The 15,191-nt window shown below is 72.7% G+C and carries 12 protein-coding genes and 1 other RNA gene; 7 read left to right on the forward strand and 6 right to left on the reverse strand.

Going from position 1 to position 15,191, the window contains the following annotated elements:
- Positions 1 to 66: 66 nt before the first annotated feature.
- The 6 genes from ACG04Q_RS14825 (at position 67) to ACG04Q_RS14850 (ending at position 8,173) form a co-directional block, all read left to right on the forward strand.
- Positions 67 to 1,815: a methyl-accepting chemotaxis protein gene (locus tag ACG04Q_RS14825; RefSeq protein WP_394511700.1), complete on the forward strand. Its 1,749-nt coding sequence runs from the start codon at positions 67 to 69 to the stop codon at positions 1,813 to 1,815.
- Positions 1,816 to 2,089: 274 nt separating this feature from the next.
- Positions 2,090 to 3,883 carry an HDOD domain-containing protein gene (locus ACG04Q_RS14830; protein ID WP_394511701.1) on the forward strand — a complete coding sequence of 598 codons (1,794 nt, stop codon included), beginning with the start codon at positions 2,090 to 2,092 and terminating at the stop codon, positions 3,881 to 3,883.
- Between the two features lie 12 nt (positions 3,884 to 3,895).
- Positions 3,896 to 6,286: a protein kinase domain-containing protein gene (locus tag ACG04Q_RS14835; protein ID WP_394511702.1), complete on the forward strand. Its 2,391-nt coding sequence runs from the start codon at positions 3,896 to 3,898 to the stop codon at positions 6,284 to 6,286.
- A 179-nt stretch (positions 6,287 to 6,465) separates the two neighbouring features.
- Positions 6,466 to 6,834 (forward strand): DUF4398 domain-containing protein, encoded by a 369-nt coding sequence (locus ACG04Q_RS14840; RefSeq protein ID WP_394511703.1) that lies wholly within the window; start codon positions 6,466 to 6,468, stop codon positions 6,832 to 6,834.
- A 17-nt stretch (positions 6,835 to 6,851) separates the two neighbouring features.
- Positions 6,852 to 7,769, forward strand: coding sequence for an OmpA family protein (locus tag ACG04Q_RS14845; protein WP_394511704.1), 918 nt, complete (start codon positions 6,852 to 6,854; stop codon positions 7,767 to 7,769).
- A gap of 11 nt (positions 7,770 to 7,780) precedes the next feature.
- The gene (locus tag ACG04Q_RS14850; RefSeq protein WP_394511705.1) at positions 7,781 to 8,173 is read left to right on the forward strand and encodes a hypothetical protein; all 393 of its coding nucleotides are present in this window, start codon (positions 7,781 to 7,783) and stop codon (positions 8,171 to 8,173) included.
- Positions 8,174 to 8,272: 99 nt separating this feature from the next.
- Here the strand turns inward: ACG04Q_RS14850 and ffs are convergent.
- The 6 genes from ffs to ACG04Q_RS14880 all read right to left on the reverse strand — a co-directional run bounded on the left by ffs (position 8,273) and on the right by ACG04Q_RS14880 (position 13,167).
- An RNA gene (ffs, locus tag ACG04Q_RS14855) (signal recognition particle sRNA small type) lies at positions 8,273 to 8,370 on the reverse strand.
- A gap of 10 nt (positions 8,371 to 8,380) precedes the next feature.
- Positions 8,381 to 8,767 carry a SirB2 family protein gene (locus tag ACG04Q_RS14860; protein ID WP_394511706.1) on the reverse strand — a complete coding sequence of 129 codons (387 nt, stop codon included), beginning with the start codon at positions 8,765 to 8,767 and terminating at the stop codon, positions 8,381 to 8,383.
- Between the two features lie 19 nt (positions 8,768 to 8,786).
- Positions 8,787 to 9,896: an AIR synthase related protein gene (locus ACG04Q_RS14865; RefSeq protein ID WP_394511707.1), complete on the reverse strand. Its 1,110-nt coding sequence runs from the start codon at positions 9,894 to 9,896 to the stop codon at positions 8,787 to 8,789.
- 43 nt (positions 9,897 to 9,939) lie between these two features.
- Entirely contained in the window at positions 9,940 to 11,133 is a 1,194-nt protein-coding gene (locus tag ACG04Q_RS14870) for a serine hydrolase domain-containing protein (RefSeq protein WP_394511708.1), read from the reverse strand.
- A 49-nt stretch (positions 11,134 to 11,182) separates the two neighbouring features.
- On the reverse strand, positions 11,183 to 12,508 hold the full coding sequence (locus ACG04Q_RS14875) for a sensor histidine kinase (RefSeq protein WP_394511709.1): 1,326 nt from the start codon (positions 12,506 to 12,508) through the stop codon (positions 11,183 to 11,185).
- On the reverse strand, positions 12,505 to 13,167 hold the full coding sequence (locus ACG04Q_RS14880) for a response regulator (RefSeq protein ID WP_394511710.1): 663 nt from the start codon (positions 13,165 to 13,167) through the stop codon (positions 12,505 to 12,507). Before ACG04Q_RS14880 ends, ACG04Q_RS14875 begins: the two co-directional genes overlap by 4 nt.
- Before the next feature lie 89 nt (positions 13,168 to 13,256).
- Here ACG04Q_RS14880 and dnaX point away from each other — a divergent pair, with 89 nt between their 5' ends.
- Positions 13,257 to 15,185: a DNA polymerase III subunit gamma/tau gene (dnaX, locus tag ACG04Q_RS14885; protein ID WP_394511711.1), complete on the forward strand. Its 1,929-nt coding sequence runs from the start codon at positions 13,257 to 13,259 to the stop codon at positions 15,183 to 15,185.
- The last annotated feature ends 6 nt before the right edge of the window (positions 15,186 to 15,191 follow it).

Here is a 15,191-nt window from a genome sequence, read left to right on the forward strand (position 1 = left end):
AGGCGCTGTGCGTAGTCGTTGCTCAACTGCGACGCGGGCATCTGATCTGATGGAGAACAAAAGCCAATGAATCTCGACGCAATGTCCGTGCGGGCGCGACTGTTCGCGGCCTTCGGCACGGTGGTGGGTGTGCTGCTCATGGTGTCTGCGCTTGCGGTCTGGGGGCTGGGGCGAAGCCACGAGGACTTCTCGCGCTACATCGACGAAACCGCCGCCCGCAACAGCCTGGCTCAGGACATCCAGGCCGCGGCTGATGCACGGGCCATCGCAGCACGCAACCTGGTGCTGGTCACGCGCGCCGCCGATCGCGATGCCGAGAAGGCCGATGTGGTGAGTGCCCACGAGCGCTTGACTCGGAGCATGGCCTCGCTCAAGCAAGCCGTGGGCAAGGCCGGCATCACGAACGAGGAGCGCCGGCTGTTCGCGGAGTTGGAAGCCATCGAGGCCAAGTACGCGCCCGTCGCGCTCAAGATCGTGGACCTGGCCCTCGCGGGCAGCGCCGATGAGGCGATCAGCAGGATGAATGCGGACTGCCGTCCGCTGCTGGCCGCACTGGTGGCCGTCTCGCGCAAGTACGACGACTTTCTGAAGAAGAGCGGGGAGCTGCAGGTGACCGCCGCCGATGCGGCGTTCACGCAGAGCCGCGCCCTCCTGCTGGGCTTGGCGGGGCTGGCCATGGCCTTGGCCGTGGTGCTGGCGCTGCTCATCACGCGCTCGCTGATCAGAGCCCTCGGGGCAGAGCCGGCGCAGCTGGGTGCCGCAGCGCGGCGGGTTGCCGCCGGGGATCTGGGGGAGGTGATCGGTGCCGCGGCGGCGCCCAGTGGCAGCGTGCTGGCCAGCCTGGGCGAGATGCAGGCCGCGCTGGCGCAAGTGGTGGCGCAGGTCCGCAATGCGTCGGATTCCATCGCCACCGGCTCGAGCGAGATCGCCACCGGCAATGCAGACCTGTCGCAGCGCACCGAGGAGCAGGCGTCCAACCTGCAGCAGACGGCGTCGTCGATGGAGCAGATGACGGCCACGGTCAAAAACAATGCCGATACCGCCGTGCAGGCCAACCAGCTGGCTGCCTCCGCGAGCGCCGCCGCCGAGCGTGGCGGCGAGGTGGTCGGCCGCGTGGTCATGACCATGGACGAGATCACGGCCAGCTCGCGCAGGATTGCCGACATCATCGGCGTCATCGATGGCATCGCCTTCCAGACCAACATCCTGGCCTTGAACGCCGCCGTCGAGGCTGCACGGGCCGGCGAGCAGGGGCGGGGCTTTGCGGTGGTGGCGGGTGAGGTGCGCAGCCTGGCGCAGCGCAGCGCCGGCGCCGCCCGCGAGATCAAGGGGCTGATCGGAACCAGCGTGGACCGCGTGGAGAACGGATCGCGGCTGGTCAGCGAGGCCGGAGCGACCATGCAGGACATCGTGTCGCAGGTCAAGCGGGTCGCCGACCTCATCGGCGAGATCAGCAGCGCGACGGCCGAGCAGACGCTGGGGATCGGCCAGGTGAGCACGGCAGTGGCGCAGCTGGACCAGGTCACCCAGCAAAACGCCGCACTCGTCGAGGAGAGCGCGGCGGCCGCCGACAGCCTCAGGTACCAGGCGGACCGCCTGGCCGAGGTGGTCCGCGTGTTCAAGATGGGCGGCGATGCGCCGAGCCTGCCGCTGCGCACGGCGGGCCCCGCGCCGGCGGTGCCGCAGCCTGCAGCGCGGGCATCCGCCCCGGCCGGGCCGGCGCCTGCGTCGGCGCGCGCTCCAGCGAGCGTGCCGCGGCCCGTGCGCAAGCCGGCCCAGCCCATCGCGGACGATGCAGCCTGGGAATCGTTCTGAACCCCGCCGCGCGCTGCGCAACGGAGCGTGCGGGTAGTGATGGGCGCGACGCCCCGGCGGCGCGAGCCGGGTGGGGGCGAGGCGCCTTCAGCGGCGGGCAGCTCCCAGGCGCATGCGAGCCCGCACTCACTCGTGAGCTGCTGCACGAAAGCCGGTGGATGCGCGGTCGTCGGGTGGAAATCCGTCGCATTTCGACGCTTGGCAGCAAGCCCGGCCCTTCTAGGCTGGAGTCCAATGCAGCCATCGCATTGGTTACATCCTGCCCGCTCCCGCCGTGTCTGACACCAGCCCTGCTTCGACCCCGCTGAGGACCTTTGGCCGCTTCGAGCTGCGTGCCTTGTTGTCCAAGAGCGCCCGCAGCCTGATCTGGCGTGTCTACGACGCCCGCCACGGCCAGGAGCTGATGCTGTGCATGCCGCGCGAGAAGCCCAACAGCACGCCGGCCCTGGAGCACTGGCTGCGCATGGCCCAGGGCGCCGAGCGCGTGCAGCATCCCAACCTTGCCCCGCCTTTCGAGATCGGCCAGGTCGAGAACTGGCCTTACGTGGCCTATGACCGCGCCTTGGGTGAGACGCTGGACGAGCGCCTGGCCCGCCAGACCGCGCCTCTGCCCATCGACGCCGCCGGCTGGGTGGCGCAGCTGCTGGAAGGCCTGGCCTTTGCGCACGAGGCCGGCCATGCCCACCGTGACCTGCAGACCGCCACGCTGCTCATCGACGCCAGCGACAAGGTGCGGCTGATGGGCCTGGAGGTGGCGCAGGAGGTGTTCCCCGCCACGGTGGACTTCAACGCCGTGACGCGCCGCGCGGTGCGCGAGTCGGCCGAGGAGGACGTGCTGTGCGTGGGCCTGCTGCTGAACCGCATCCTCAGCGGCAAGCCAGTGCTGGAAGAGAACGACCTGCAGCACGTCGTGCAGCAGATGCAGCCCATCGGCCGTGAGATGGTGCGCCTGGGCTGGGAGACGCCGCACCCCATCCCCGACCCGCTGCGCGCCATCTGCAACCGCGCGACCGACCGCCAGCTGCGCCAGCGCTACCACCTGGCCCGCAGCTTCTGGCGCGCGCTGGACGGCTGGCGCCAGGCCGCCGCGCACGACGATGGCGGCCCCATCGTGCTGCTGCTGGACAAGCTGCAGCGCCAGGGCCACCTGCCGACGACGACGACCGGCATCCACCGCTTCACGGCCGGCTCGGGCCTGGAGGCGCAGCACGCCAGCGCGCTGTCCGATCTCGTGCTGAAGGACATGGCCCTCAGCCTGGAGCTGGTGCGCCGCGTCAACAACGCGCTCAAGCTCAGCGGCCATGCCGGCGAGACGGTGCTGAACATGCAGCGCGCCATCCAGATGATCGGCCTGGACGGCGTGCAGCTGGCCGCCAACGCGCTCAAGCCCTGGCCGGGGCCGCTGGCGCCGGTGGCGGCCGAGATGCTGCGCCAGGTGATGGCGCGCGTCGTCAAGGCCGGCCAGGTCGCGCAGGCACTGCGCCCGGCGGGCTATGACGGCGAGGTCGTCTACCTCATCACCGTCATGCAGAACCTGGGCCGGCTGCTGCTGCAGTACCACTTCCCGGACGACGCCCAGCAGATCCGCCAGCTGATGGTGCCGCCCGAGCCCACCGAGGAACTGCCCAACCCGCCCACGTTGAGCGAGCAGGCCGCCGCCTACGCCGTGCTGGGCTGCGACCTGGACGCGCTGGGCGCCGCCGTGGCCCGCCACTGGGGCCTGGGCGACGAGCTGCTGCAGATGATCCGCCGCCAGCCGCTGGACGCGCCCGTGCACCCGCCGCGCAGCGACGCCGACACGCTGCGCCTGACCAGCAGCCTGGCCAACGAACTGCTGGACGCACTGGCGCTGCCCGAGGCGCGCCGCCGCCCCGGCGTGGAGGCCGCCACGCGCCGCTATGCCAAGGCGCTGGGCCTGGGGCTGCGCGAGGTCATGGAGGCGCTGAACCCCGGTGCAGCCCGCCCCGGGCAGACGCCGCCGGCCCCCGCGGGCGCGAGAACGGCAGCCCCGGCCACGCCGGCCGTCGCGCCCAGCCCGCTGCGCAGCCGCCTGGCAGGGCGCGGCTGAGGCCGCTGATCCATGACCGACGACCTGCCACCCCAGCTGGGCCGCTTCCGTCTGCTGCAGCGTCTGGGCGAGGGCGCGCAGGCGACCGTCTGGCTGGCGCATGACCCGCTGCTGGACCGCGAGGTCGCCGTCAAGCTGCTCAAGACCAGCGGCGTCGATGCCACCGAGCCCGGCACCGTCGACGAATGGCTGCACGAGGCCCGCGCGGTCAGCCGGTTGACGCACCCCAACATCGTCCCCGTCTTCGAGGCCGACACGCAGGGCGGGCGCTCCTACCTCGTGTTCGAGTACGTCAGCGGCGGCACGCTGAGCCAGCGCCTGCGCGCCGGCCCGCGGCTGACGGCGGCCGAGGCCGTCACGCTGATGCTGGGCGCGCTGGACGGCCTGACGGCCGCGCACGCCGCCGGCCTGGTGCACCGCGACCTCAAGCCCAGCAACATCCTGCTCGACGCCCGTGGCCGTGCGCGGGTCATGGACTTCGGCATCGCGGCCCGCGTGTCGCCCGCGACCAACGTGCCGGCGCGCGTCGTCGGCACGCCCGGCTACATCTCGCCCGAGGCCGCGGCCGGCGCGCCGCCACACCCGCAGATGGACGTGTTCGCGGCCGCCGTCGTGCTGGCCGAGATGCTCAGCGGCCAGCGCCTGAACCACGACCCCGACCCCTGGCGCGCCGTGCAGCGCGTGCAGACGACCGACCTCGTGCTGCCGTCCGGCCTGGCGCCGGATGTGGACGATGCGCTGCGTGCCATCGTGCAGCGCGGCCTGGCGCGTGACCCGCACGCCCGCTGGCCCAGCGCCACGCAGATGCGCGATGCGCTGGCGTCCTGGCTGCGCCCCGTGGCCGAGCCCGACGCCGACGCGCAGGACGCGCCGGTGCTGGACTTCCTGCTGCGCCGCATGCGGCACAAGAGCGACTTCCCGGCACTGTCCGACGCCATCCAGCGCATCCAGCGGCTGACGCAGTCCGAGAACGAGAGCCTGGCCAGCCTGTCCAACGAAATCCTCAAGGACGTGGCACTGACGCAGAAGCTGCTGCGCCTGGTCAACACCGCGGCCTACCGGCACACGGGTGGCGGCGGCATCAGCACCGTGTCGCGCGCGGTTGCGCTGATCGGCTTCGCCGGCATCCGCAACCTGGCGCTCAGCCTCGTGCTGCTGGAGCGCATGGAGAACAAGGGCCATGCGCAGCGGCTGCGCGAGGACTTCCTGCGTTCGCTGATGGCTGCGTCCGTCGCGCGCGAGCTGTGCCTGAGCGAGCGCGAGGCCGAGGAGGCCTTCCTCGGCGCCATGCTGCACCACCTGGGGCGCACGCTGACCGAGTTCTACTTCCCCGAGGAGGCCGATGCCGTGCGCCGCCTCGTCAGCCCCGCCGACGACGGCCTGGCCCTCAGCGAGGCCGCTGCGTCGGCCCAGGTGCTGGGCATGAGCTACGAGGCGCTGGGCCTGGGCGTGGCGCGGCAATGGGGGCTGCCCGAGAGCCTGCAGCGCGCGATGCGCCGCCCCGGCGGCGAGGCGCCCGTCAAGCTCATCGACGATGCGGCCGAGCGCCAGCGCTGGCTGGCCCGCGCGGCCAACGACATGGCCGACCTCATCCTGCAGACGCCGCCCGAGCAGGCCCATGCCAAGGTGAAGGCGCTGGCGCAGCGGCATGCGCGCGCATTGGGCATCCAGGCAGACGCCTTCGAGAAGGCCGCCGACACGGCCCGCCAACGCCTCACGCAGATGACCGAGGCGCTGGACCTGCACCTGCCCAAGCACTCGCCGGCGCAGCGGCTGCTGGCGCCGCTGACACCGTCGGTGCAGGACTCGTTGACCGCGCACGAACTGGCGCCCACGCTGGTGCTGGAACGCACCGAGGCGCTTGGCGGGCCGCCGCCGCCGGCAGCGCCTGTCGAGCTGCTGGCCGCCGGCGTGCAGGAGATCACCGACGCGATGGTCAACAGCTTCCAGCTCAACGCCGTGCTGCGCATGATCCTGGAGACCATCTATCGCGCGCTGAACCTGCGCCGTGTCATCTTCTGCCTGCGTGACGCGCGCGGCCAGACGCTGACCGGCCGGCTGGGCGTGGGCCTGGACGTCGAGCGCCTGGCGCCGCTGCTGCGCGTGGACCTGGTGCAGCAGCCGCCCGACCTGCTGGCGGCGGTGTGCCTGAAGGGCGCCGACACGCTGATCCAGGACGCCCGCGCCGCCAACATCGCCGCGCGGCTGCCGGTGTGGTTCAAGGGCGAGCTGCAGGCGCAGAGCTTTCTGCTGCTGCCGCTGATGCTCAAGGGCGCGCCGCTGGGGCTCATCTACGCCGACCATGCGCAGGCGGGCGCCGTGCAGCTGGGCGAGAAGGAGCTGTCGCTGCTGCGCACGCTGCGCAACCAGGCCGTGATGGCCTTCCGCCAGGCCTCCAGCTGACAGAGGCGTAGGGCGATTCCCACAGCAGGTGGGGCGCGGGGCTGACCGCGCGCGCGGCCGGCTTCCGACGGGTCGTGAACCTGTGCTCGCGAATACTGATTTCGCAGCCTGCAAGCACAGGAACCGGGTTGGACTGGCCCCGCCAGCCGCACCGGCATGACCACAACCAGGAGCCCCAGATGAATCCGCAAACCATCGTGAAGAAGAGCCGTGCCGTGCTCGCCGTGGGCGCAGCGCTTGCCTTGGCAGCGTGCGCATCAACGCCCGAACCCAAGGAACAGCTGGCTGTGGCCAACGCCGCCGTCGACACCGCCACCGGCAACGCCGCCGAGGCACCTGCCGAGCTGGCCACGGCCCGCGACAAGCTGGCCCGCGCCAACGCCGCGGCCGCCCGAAAAGACTACGTGGCCGCGCGCCAGCTGGCCGACGAGGCCGCGGCCGACGCCGCGCTCGCCCAGGCGCAAGCCCGCAATGCCCGCTCCAGCCGCGCGCTTGCCGAGGTGCGCGAAAGCATCCAGCAGCTGCAGGCGCAGCTCAACCGTTCCTGATTGCGAAAGGCGACATCATGAAGAAGACCCTTGCCCAACTGTCTACCCTGGCCGCCGCGGCCGCGCTGTTCGCCGGCTGTGCCAGCGCCCCCACCGTCACGCCCGGCCTGCAGCAGGCACGCAGCACCGTGCGCAGTGCCGAAGCCGATCCGGCTGTGCTGAAGTACGCGTCGCTGGACGTGAAGAAGGCCGGTGACTCGCTCAAGCGCGCCGAAGAGCTCAGCGCCAACCGTGAATCGCCGGCCGACATCGACTCGGCCGCCTACATCGCCTCTACGCAGGCCCGCACCGCGATGGCGCTGGCCAAGGCCGCGACCGAGGAAGAGGCCATCAAGGCTGCCGAGGCCGACCGTGAGCGCGCCCGTGCCGACGCCAACGCCCGCCGCGCCAACGTCGCGCAGGCCCAGGCCGCCAACGCGCAGATCGCTGCCGCCAACGCCAGCGCCGACGCCAACGCCGCCCGCCAGCAGGCCGCCACAGCGCAGGCCGATGCCGCCGCCGCGCAGGCGCAAGCCGCCGCGCTGCAGCAGGAACTCGCCGAGCTTCAGGCCAAGCAGACCGACCGCGGCATGCTGGTCACGCTGGGCGATGTGCTGTTCGAGTTCGGCCGCGCCGAGATCAAGCCCACCGCGCAGAACGCCATCGGCAAGCTGGCCAACTACCTGAAGCAGCACCCCGACCGCCGCGTGCTGATCGAAGGTTTCACCGACAGCGTCGGCAGCGACCAGGCCAACCTGACGTTGTCGCAGCGTCGCTCGCAGGCCGTGGCGGACGCCTTGCGCGCCCAGGGTGTCGACCCGGCACGCGTCGACACCCGCGGCTACGGCGAGGCCTACCCGGTCGCCAGCAACGCCAGCACCGCCGACCGCGCGCTGAATCGCCGCGTCGAGGTCTACATCTCCAACGACAACCAGCCCGTGCGCGCACGCGGTTGAAGGAGACCGTCATGAACCACGTCCACCGAAGTTGCCTGACTGCCGCGCTGCTGGTGCTGGGCGTCACGGCCGCACAGGCCGGCAACAACGTCGACCCACTGCGCCTGCAGTACGAGCGTGAGCGTGCCGCCTGCCTGCAGGGCCAGACCGGCCAGCCGCGCGATGTCTGCCTGAAGGAGGCGGGTGCCGCCTATGCCCAGGCCCGCCAGGGGCGGCTGACGACGCCCGGGGACCGCCCGGAGCAGTGGGCGGCCAACGCGCTCAGGCGCTGCCAGGCCCAGCCGCCGGAAGACCGCGATCTCTGCGAGCGCCGCGTTCGCGAAGGCGAGGTGGCGGGCAGCGTGTCCGCAGGCGGCCGGATGACCACGCTGACCGTGCGGTCGACGGACATCTCGGGAAGCTGAAACGCCTCGCCTCGGGGCCTTGCCCTGGCCGATCCCTCGGGGGACGGCTTGGGGCAGCCCGGCGCTCGGCCCGCGATGCAGCGGCGTGTTGTTGGGGAGGGTGACGAGCCTTACCCCCGGCACTGGTTGCAACGCTTAGGGCTGCTTGGTTCCCCACCTGACCCGGTTGGGCGCGCTTCCATGCGGGGAGGCCCGTCGAGCGAGATTCTAACCGGGCAGAAAGCCTCGATTGATCGAGAGGTCCATGGCGAGCATCAAAAGCGCCAGCGCCGTGAAGTAGCCCAGCAGATGCAGGCGCTGCTGGCTCATCGCCCAATGCCCGCACACCAGGTAGCCCACCAGCGCGACGAGCTTGATGCCCAGCCACGAGTCACGCACCGGGTTGTAGCCAATGGCGCCCCACAGGCTCAGCCCGGTGACGACGAGGCAGGCGTTGACGCCGAACACCAGCACCAGCAGCCGCGCGTCCTTGGCCAGCTCCTGCAGCCGCGGCGTGCCGAACTGGAACAGCGCCCCGCGCGTGAAGAACAGGCCGAGGCTGCACCAGGCCAGCAGCACGTGCCACTGGACCATCTGCGAATAAAACCACGTCATCGCAGAGGTGCCGCGTGGTTCAGCGCAGTGCCAGGTCGTCTTCGCTGAAGCGGATGTTCAGCGGCTCGATCAGCAGTTGCTTCTCGCCCGCCTCGACGCTGCCGGCCACCCAGGCGGCGATGCCGCAGTCGCGCGCCACCTGCGCGGTGCGCTCGGCGTCTTCGGCCTTGACGAAGATCGCAAAGCCCGCGCCCATGTTCAGCGTCGAGTAGGCCTCGCGGTCGTCCTGGCCGGCCTGCTGCTGGATGAACTCCAGCACGGCCGTCTTGGGCGGCACGGTGTGGATGCGGTAGGTGAGCGCGCTCGGGTGGCGCAGCAGCTTGCGCCAGCCGTGGCCGGTGATGTTGGCGCAGTAGTGCGGCGCGATGCCGGCCTTCCACAGCGCCTCGGTCACGGGCGAGTACAGCGCGGTGGGCGCCAGCAGCGCCTCGCCGTAGGTCAGGCCGGGGGCGATCTCGGTCAGGTAGCCGTTCGGCAGGCGTTCCGCGAGCTTGCGGGCGAGCGACAGGCCGTTGGCATGGATGCCGCTGGAGGCCAGCAGCACGATGGCGTCGCCGGCGCCCAGCTTGTCGCCCACCGACAGTCGCTCCTTGGGGTTGATGAGGCCCGTGCAGGACGCGGCCAGATCGATGCGGCCGTCCTCGACGATGCCGGCCAGCGCCGGCGTCTCGCCACCACCCCAGGCGACCTGGCAGGTGTCGCAGGCGGCCTTCCAGCCGGCCACCAGCGCCTGCGCGCGCTGCGCGTCGCCGAACCAGTCACTGCCGCCGGCGGCCCAGTAGGCCTGCACCACCAGCGGTGTGGCGCCGACGGTGATGAGGTCGTTGACGGCCATCGCGATGGTGTCCTGCGCGATGCCGGCAAAGAAGCTCTTGCCGGTCAGCTTGGCCATCTCGTCGGCCACCAGCGTCTTGGTGCCCAGGCATTCGACGATGGAGGCGACGTAGAACGGGCCCACGTCGACGACGTAGGCCGATTCGCCGCGCGAGGCCTTGACCTCGCTGAAGCCGTGCCCGGCCAGGTGTGACGCGGTGGCCGCGGCGGCGCGCTGGGCGGTGACCTTCAGGGGGTCGATCAGGTCGTAGTTGACGCCGGCTTGGTCGTAGGTGAGGGGGCTGTTGGAGGTCATGTCGCGCCGCGGCTGTGAAAGGTGTTCAGGCGCGATTGTCTCTTCAGTGGCCCAGCAGCACGGCCGACAGCGCCGAATCGAGGCGATCGGCCACCCAGTCCGTGGCGCCGCCGCCGCTGGCCTGGGTGTTGCTGAACGCGAAGCAGGCGGCCTGGCCGTCCTGGCGCAGCGCCACCAGGCTGGTGAAGCCCGGCATGCCGCCGCTGTGCACCAGCAGTGGCGACTGCACCGTGCCGCCGCCCTGCCAGCCCAGCGCGTACTCGCCGGGGCGCAGCCCCTGCAGGCGGCGTACATAGGTGCCGGGCAGCAGGCTGGGCTGGCCCTGCAGCGCGCGCTGGTGCTCGCGCAGCCACAGCGCGTAGCCGCGGGCGTTCAGCCACTGGCCGCCGCTGCCTTGCAGCGCCTGCAGCCACGCGTCGACAGCCGCGGGCACCTCGGCCACGGCCAGCGCGGCGGGCGACGGGCCGGCATGGCCGGTGGCGGCATCGGCCGGCGGCTGCACGAGCAGCGTCAGGCCCAGCGGCTGGTGGATCTCGCGCTGCAGCAGCGCCTCGAAGCTGTCGCCGGTGGCGGCCTCCAGCATCCAGGCCGCCAGCTCGTAGCCGATGTTGGAGTACAGGAACTCGCCGGCCGGGCCGGCGGGTGGTGACTGCAGCGCCCAGGCCAGCACGGCGCGGCGCCGCAGCACCGGCGTGGCGGGCTCGGGTTGGCCGCCGGCGGCCCAGGCGTCGAGGAACTGGGCCAGGTCGTCCTCGCCGCCGTAGGGCAGGCCGCTGCGGTGGTCCAGCAGCTGGGTCAGCGTGATGCCGGCGTAGGCGGGCTGTTGCTGCGTGGCCAGCGTAGGGATGAGGTCGACGGGCCGGCTGTCCCAGCGCAGCCGCCCCTGCTCCACCAGCCGCGCGGCCAGCGCGGCCGTCATGGCCTTGCCCAGCGAGCCGGTGCTGAAGCTCTCATCGCCCTGCAGCGGCGCGCCCTGCGGCTGGCGGCGGCGGCCGGCGCAGGCGCGGTAGAGCTTGCTGGCGCTGCGGTACTGGCTGGCGATGACGACGCCGGCCAGGCCGCCGGGCAGCACGGCGGCGTTGGCCTGGTCTTGCAGGCGCTGGTTTTCGGTCAGCAGCCGCGGGTCGAGGATCTCGTCGCGCTGCGCGCTGCCGCCGCCACAGGCGGCCAGCAGGGTGGGCGTGCTGATGAGGGCGGCCAGCAGGTGGCGGCGGCTCGGTTGGGCCGGGTAGGACAAGGGGGCAATCCAGGGCAGTGGGAATGCCGCGGATTCTTCGGGTCTGACCCTAAAGACTCGCTAAATCTCGGGTGGGCTCCGGCAGTGTCAGCTCGAAGCCCACGCCGCGGCCGTGCAGGCCGGGCACGAGCCGCAGGTGGCCGCCCAGGCGCCGGGCGGCCTGCGCGGCGATGGCCAGGCCCAGCCCGGTGCCGGGCTGGGCCTGGCCGGGCGAGCGCCAGAAGCGGTCGAACACCCGCTCGCGCTCGGCCTCGGGGATGCCCGGGCCGTCGTCCAGCACGGCCAGCCGCGGCGGTGCGGCGTCCAGGCGCAGCTCGATGTGGCCGCCGTCGGGCGTGTAGCGCAGCGCGTTGTCCAGCAGGTTCTGCAGCACGTGGACGAGGGCGGCGCGGTCGCCGTGCCAGGGCAGCTGCTCGGGCCCTGCCAGCGCCAGCTGCTGGTGCCGGGCGCGGGCCTGGGCATGCAGCGACGCGAGCAGCTCGGCGCCGAGCTCGGCCAGGTCCAGCGCCTCGGCCGGGCGGTCGCCGCGGTCCAGCAGCGCCAGGTCCAGCAGTTGCTGGGACAGGTGGGCGGTGCGCTGCAGCGTGGCCAGCAGCTCGGCGGCGCTGGCGCGCTGATCGCGCGCGTCGCCGGCCTCCAGCAGCAGGTGCACCTGGGCGGCCAGCGCCGCCAGCGGCGTGCGCAGCTCGTGGGCGGCGTCCTGCACGAAGGCGCGCTCCAGCGCCAGGCGCTCGTCCAGGCGCGCGATGAGGGCGTCGAAAGCGCGGCCCACCGGCGCCAGCTCGGCGTAGCGCAGGTCCAGCCCCAGCGGCTGCAGCGGGCCGCGCGGGTCCAGCGCAGCCACCCGGGCCGTGAAGCGCCGCAGCGGCCGCAGCCCGCTGCGCACGGCCAGCCACAGCGGCAGTGCCAGCAGCGGCAGCGCGATGAGCAGCTGCACCAGCAGCTCGCCGGCCTGCCAGCGCAGCAGCGTGGCGTCGTCGGGCAAGGCCTCGTGCACCTGCAGCCGCCAGCGCTCGCCCTGCACGGTCGCGCGCGCCGCGTCGGCCGGCGGCGGCGCGTCGGGCAGCGCCAGCTGCAGCTGGCCGGCCGCGTCCCACAGCTGCACGTGCAGCGGCTGCAGCGGCATGGGCAGCTGTGCGCGCTCGCGGTTGAGCTGCTGCACGAAGCCCTGCAGCGCCTGCCGGGCGGTGGCGGCGTCGGGCAGGCTGTCCACCAGGTGCAGCATGACCTGCGCCACGGGCCGCACCTGCGCCGCGTCGGCCTGGCGCTTGATGTCCCAGACGTTGAAGGCCGTCAGCAGCACGGCGACGCCGGCCAGCGCCGTCAGCAGCGTCAGCACCAGGCGCCGGGTCAGCGTGCGCGGCGGCCAGGTCATGGCAGCGCCTCCAGCCAGTAGCCCACGCCGCGCAGCGTGCCTATGCGCTCGGCGCCGATCTTGCGGCGCAGGTTGCTCAGGTGCATCTGCAGCGCGGTGAGCTGCAGCGCGTCGCCCAGCGGTTCCAGCCGCTGCGCGAGCTGGTGGCGCGGCACCACCTGGCCGCCCGCCTCGGCCAGTGCCTGCAGCAGCTGGAACTCGCGTGGCGACAGCGCCAGCACCTCGCCGTGCAGCAGCGCGCGGGCGCGGCCGGGCTGCAGCACGAGGGCGCCGAAGGGCCAGTCGTCGCTGCTCTGCTGCGCGCTGCGGCGGGCCACGGCGCGCAGCCGGGCCAGCAGCTCGGGCACCTCGAAGGGTTTGACGAGGTAGTCGTCGGCGCCGGCGTCCAGGCCGTCCAGCCGCTGGTGCAGCGAGCCCTGCGCCGTGATGACCAGCACCGGGATGCCGATGCCGGCCTGCCGCCAGCGCCGCAGCAGCGCCAGGCCGCTGCCGTCGGGCAGGCCCAGGTCCAGCAGCACGGCCTGCACGCCGGCGTCGCCCGGCTCGGGCGGCACGTCGGCCGCGCGGCGCACCCACAGCGCGTCATGCCCCGCGGCCAGCAGGGCCCGGTGCAGCGCGCTGCCCAGGGCCAGGTCGTCTTCGATCAGCAGCACCAGCATGGGCAGGGCGGGGCAGTCATGCCAGGAAGGCGCGCAGCATATCGGCAGCCGGCCGGCCGGGGCCGCCGCCGCTCCTAGAATCCGCGCCCATGAGTTATCTGGTCCTGGCCCGCAAATACCGCCCGCAGAGTTTCGAGCAGCTCGTCGGCCAGGAGCACGTCGTGCAGGCGCTGGCCAACGCGCTGACGCAGGGCCGGCTGCACCACGCCTACCTGTTCACCGGCACGCGCGGCGTCGGCAAGACGACGGTGTCGCGCATCCTTGCCAAGAGCCTGAACTGCACCGGGCCGGACGGCACGGGCGGCATCACGGCCCAGCCCTGCGGCGTCTGCGCGGCCTGCCGCGACATCGACTCCGGCCGCTTCGTCGACTACGTGGAGCTGGACGCGGCGTCCAACCGCGGCGTCGAGGAGATCTCGCAGCTGCTGGACCAGGCGGTCTACAAGCCCGTGGTCGGCCGCTTCAAGGTCTACATGATCGACGAAGTGCACATGCTGTCGAACACCGCGTTCAACGCGATGCTGAAGACGCTGGAGGAGCCTCCCGAGTACCTGAAGTTCGTGCTCGCGACGACCGACCCGCAGAAGGTGCCCGTCACCGTGCTGTCGCGCTGCCTGCAGTTCAACCTGCGGCCCATGGCGGCGGCGGATGTGCAGAGCCATCTGGGCAATGTGCTGGGCGCCGAGAGCGTGCCGGCCGAGCCGGGCGCGCTGCGGCTGCTGTCGCGCGCGGCGCGGGGCTCCATGCGCGACGCACTGTCGCTGACTGACCAGGCCATCGCCTTCGGTGCCGGCAGCCTCACCGAAGCCGGTGTGCGGCAAATGCTGGGCAGCGTGGACCGCGGCCATGTCGTGGCCATCGTCGACGCGCTGGCGGCGGCCAGCGGCGAGGCCGTCGTGGCCCAGGCCGATGCGCTGCGCGGCGCGGGCCTGTCGGCGGCCGGCACGCTGGAGGACCTGGCCACGCTATTCCAGCAGATGGCGCTGGCCCAGGCCGCGCCCGCCGCGCTGGACGACGCCGACGGCGAGACCGCCGAGATCCGCCGCCTGGCCGCCGCGCTGCCGGCCGACGAGATCCAGCTGATGTACAGCATGGCCTTGCACGGCCGCGCCGAGCTGCACCTGGCGCCGGACGAGTACGCCGGCCTGTTGATGGTGCTGCTGCGCATGCTGGCCTTTCGCCCGGCCGGCACGACGCCCAAGCCCGTGAAGGCGGCCGCCCTGGTGCGCCCGCCTGCCGTGGCCAAGGCCGTGGTGGCGGTGCCGCTGCCCAAGGCCGTGCCGCCGGCGCCCTCGCCGGTTGTTGCAGCGCCGGTTGCCGCCCCCCCGGTGGCCGTCGCGCCGGTTGCGGCACCGGTAGCCGCCCCGGCGTCGGCTCCAGTGGCAGCGCCGGTCGCAGCCCCGGTGGCGGCACCTGCGTTGAAGGCGGCCGAGCCGGCGACGAGCTTTGGCGCGCGTCTGCGCCCGCGTCCCGTCGAGCAGCCGGCGGTGGAGGATGACGCCGACTTCGGCGACGGCCCGCCGCCCGACGACGCACCACCGCCTTGGATGGAGGCCGACGACTCGCCGTCCTCCGCCGCCCCGCCCGATGCCCGCGAGCCCGACGCGCCGCGCCGCGTCGAACTGCGTGAGACGCCCGAAGGCGCGCAGTGGGCCGAGCGCATCGCGGCCGCCAACATCCTCGGCATGACCGGCGAGCTGGCCCGCCAGGCGCAGGCCCTGAGCCGCCGGACCGTCGATGGCCGCGAGGTGTGGACGCTGCGCGTCGAGCGCGAGTCCCTGCGAGCGCCGGCGCTGGTGGCCAAGCTCGAAGCCGCGCTGGACGCGAAGCTGGACATCGAGGCTGGCGTGGCCGAGGACTCCATCGCGCTGCGCACCGTGGCGCGCGCCGAGGCGCAGCAGCGCGCGGCCGAGGACATCGCCGCCACGCACCCGATGACGCGCACGCTGCTGTCCCAATTCCCGTCGGCACGCATCCTGCCGGGCTCCGTGCAGCCCGTGCTGACTCCCTCACCTTAAAGGACA

It is taken from the genome of Pelomonas lactea, assembly GCF_043555885.1.
GTDB lineage: Bacteria > Pseudomonadota > Gammaproteobacteria > Burkholderiales > Burkholderiaceae_C > Pelomonas > Pelomonas lactea.

Bases quoted from the DNA above. Each gene is read 5' to 3' on its own strand.
- ACG04Q_RS14825 (WP_394511700.1), top strand. From the start codon at position 67: ATGAATCTCGACGCAATGTCCGTGCGGGCGCGACTGTTCGCGGCCTTC.
- ACG04Q_RS14835 (WP_394511702.1), top strand. From the start codon at position 3,896: ATGACCGACGACCTGCCACCCCAGCTGGGCCGCTTCCGTCTGCTGCAG.
- ACG04Q_RS14840 (WP_394511703.1), top strand. From the start codon at position 6,466: ATGAATCCGCAAACCATCGTGAAGAAGAGCCGTGCCGTGCTCGCCGTG.
- ACG04Q_RS14845 (WP_394511704.1), top strand. From the start codon at position 6,852: ATGAAGAAGACCCTTGCCCAACTGTCTACCCTGGCCGCCGCGGCCGCG.
- ACG04Q_RS14850 (WP_394511705.1), top strand. From the start codon at position 7,781: ATGAACCACGTCCACCGAAGTTGCCTGACTGCCGCGCTGCTGGTGCTG.
- ACG04Q_RS14860 (WP_394511706.1), bottom strand. From the start codon at position 8,767: ATGACGTGGTTTTATTCGCAGATGGTCCAGTGGCACGTGCTGCTGGCC.
- ACG04Q_RS14865 (WP_394511707.1), bottom strand. From the start codon at position 9,896: ATGACCTCCAACAGCCCCCTCACCTACGACCAAGCCGGCGTCAACTAC.
- ACG04Q_RS14875 (WP_394511709.1), bottom strand. From the start codon at position 12,508: ATGACCTGGCCGCCGCGCACGCTGACCCGGCGCCTGGTGCTGACGCTG.
- ACG04Q_RS14880 (WP_394511710.1), bottom strand. From the start codon at position 13,167: ATGCTGGTGCTGCTGATCGAAGACGACCTGGCCCTGGGCAGCGCGCTG.
- dnaX (WP_394511711.1), top strand. From the start codon at position 13,257: ATGAGTTATCTGGTCCTGGCCCGCAAATACCGCCCGCAGAGTTTCGAG.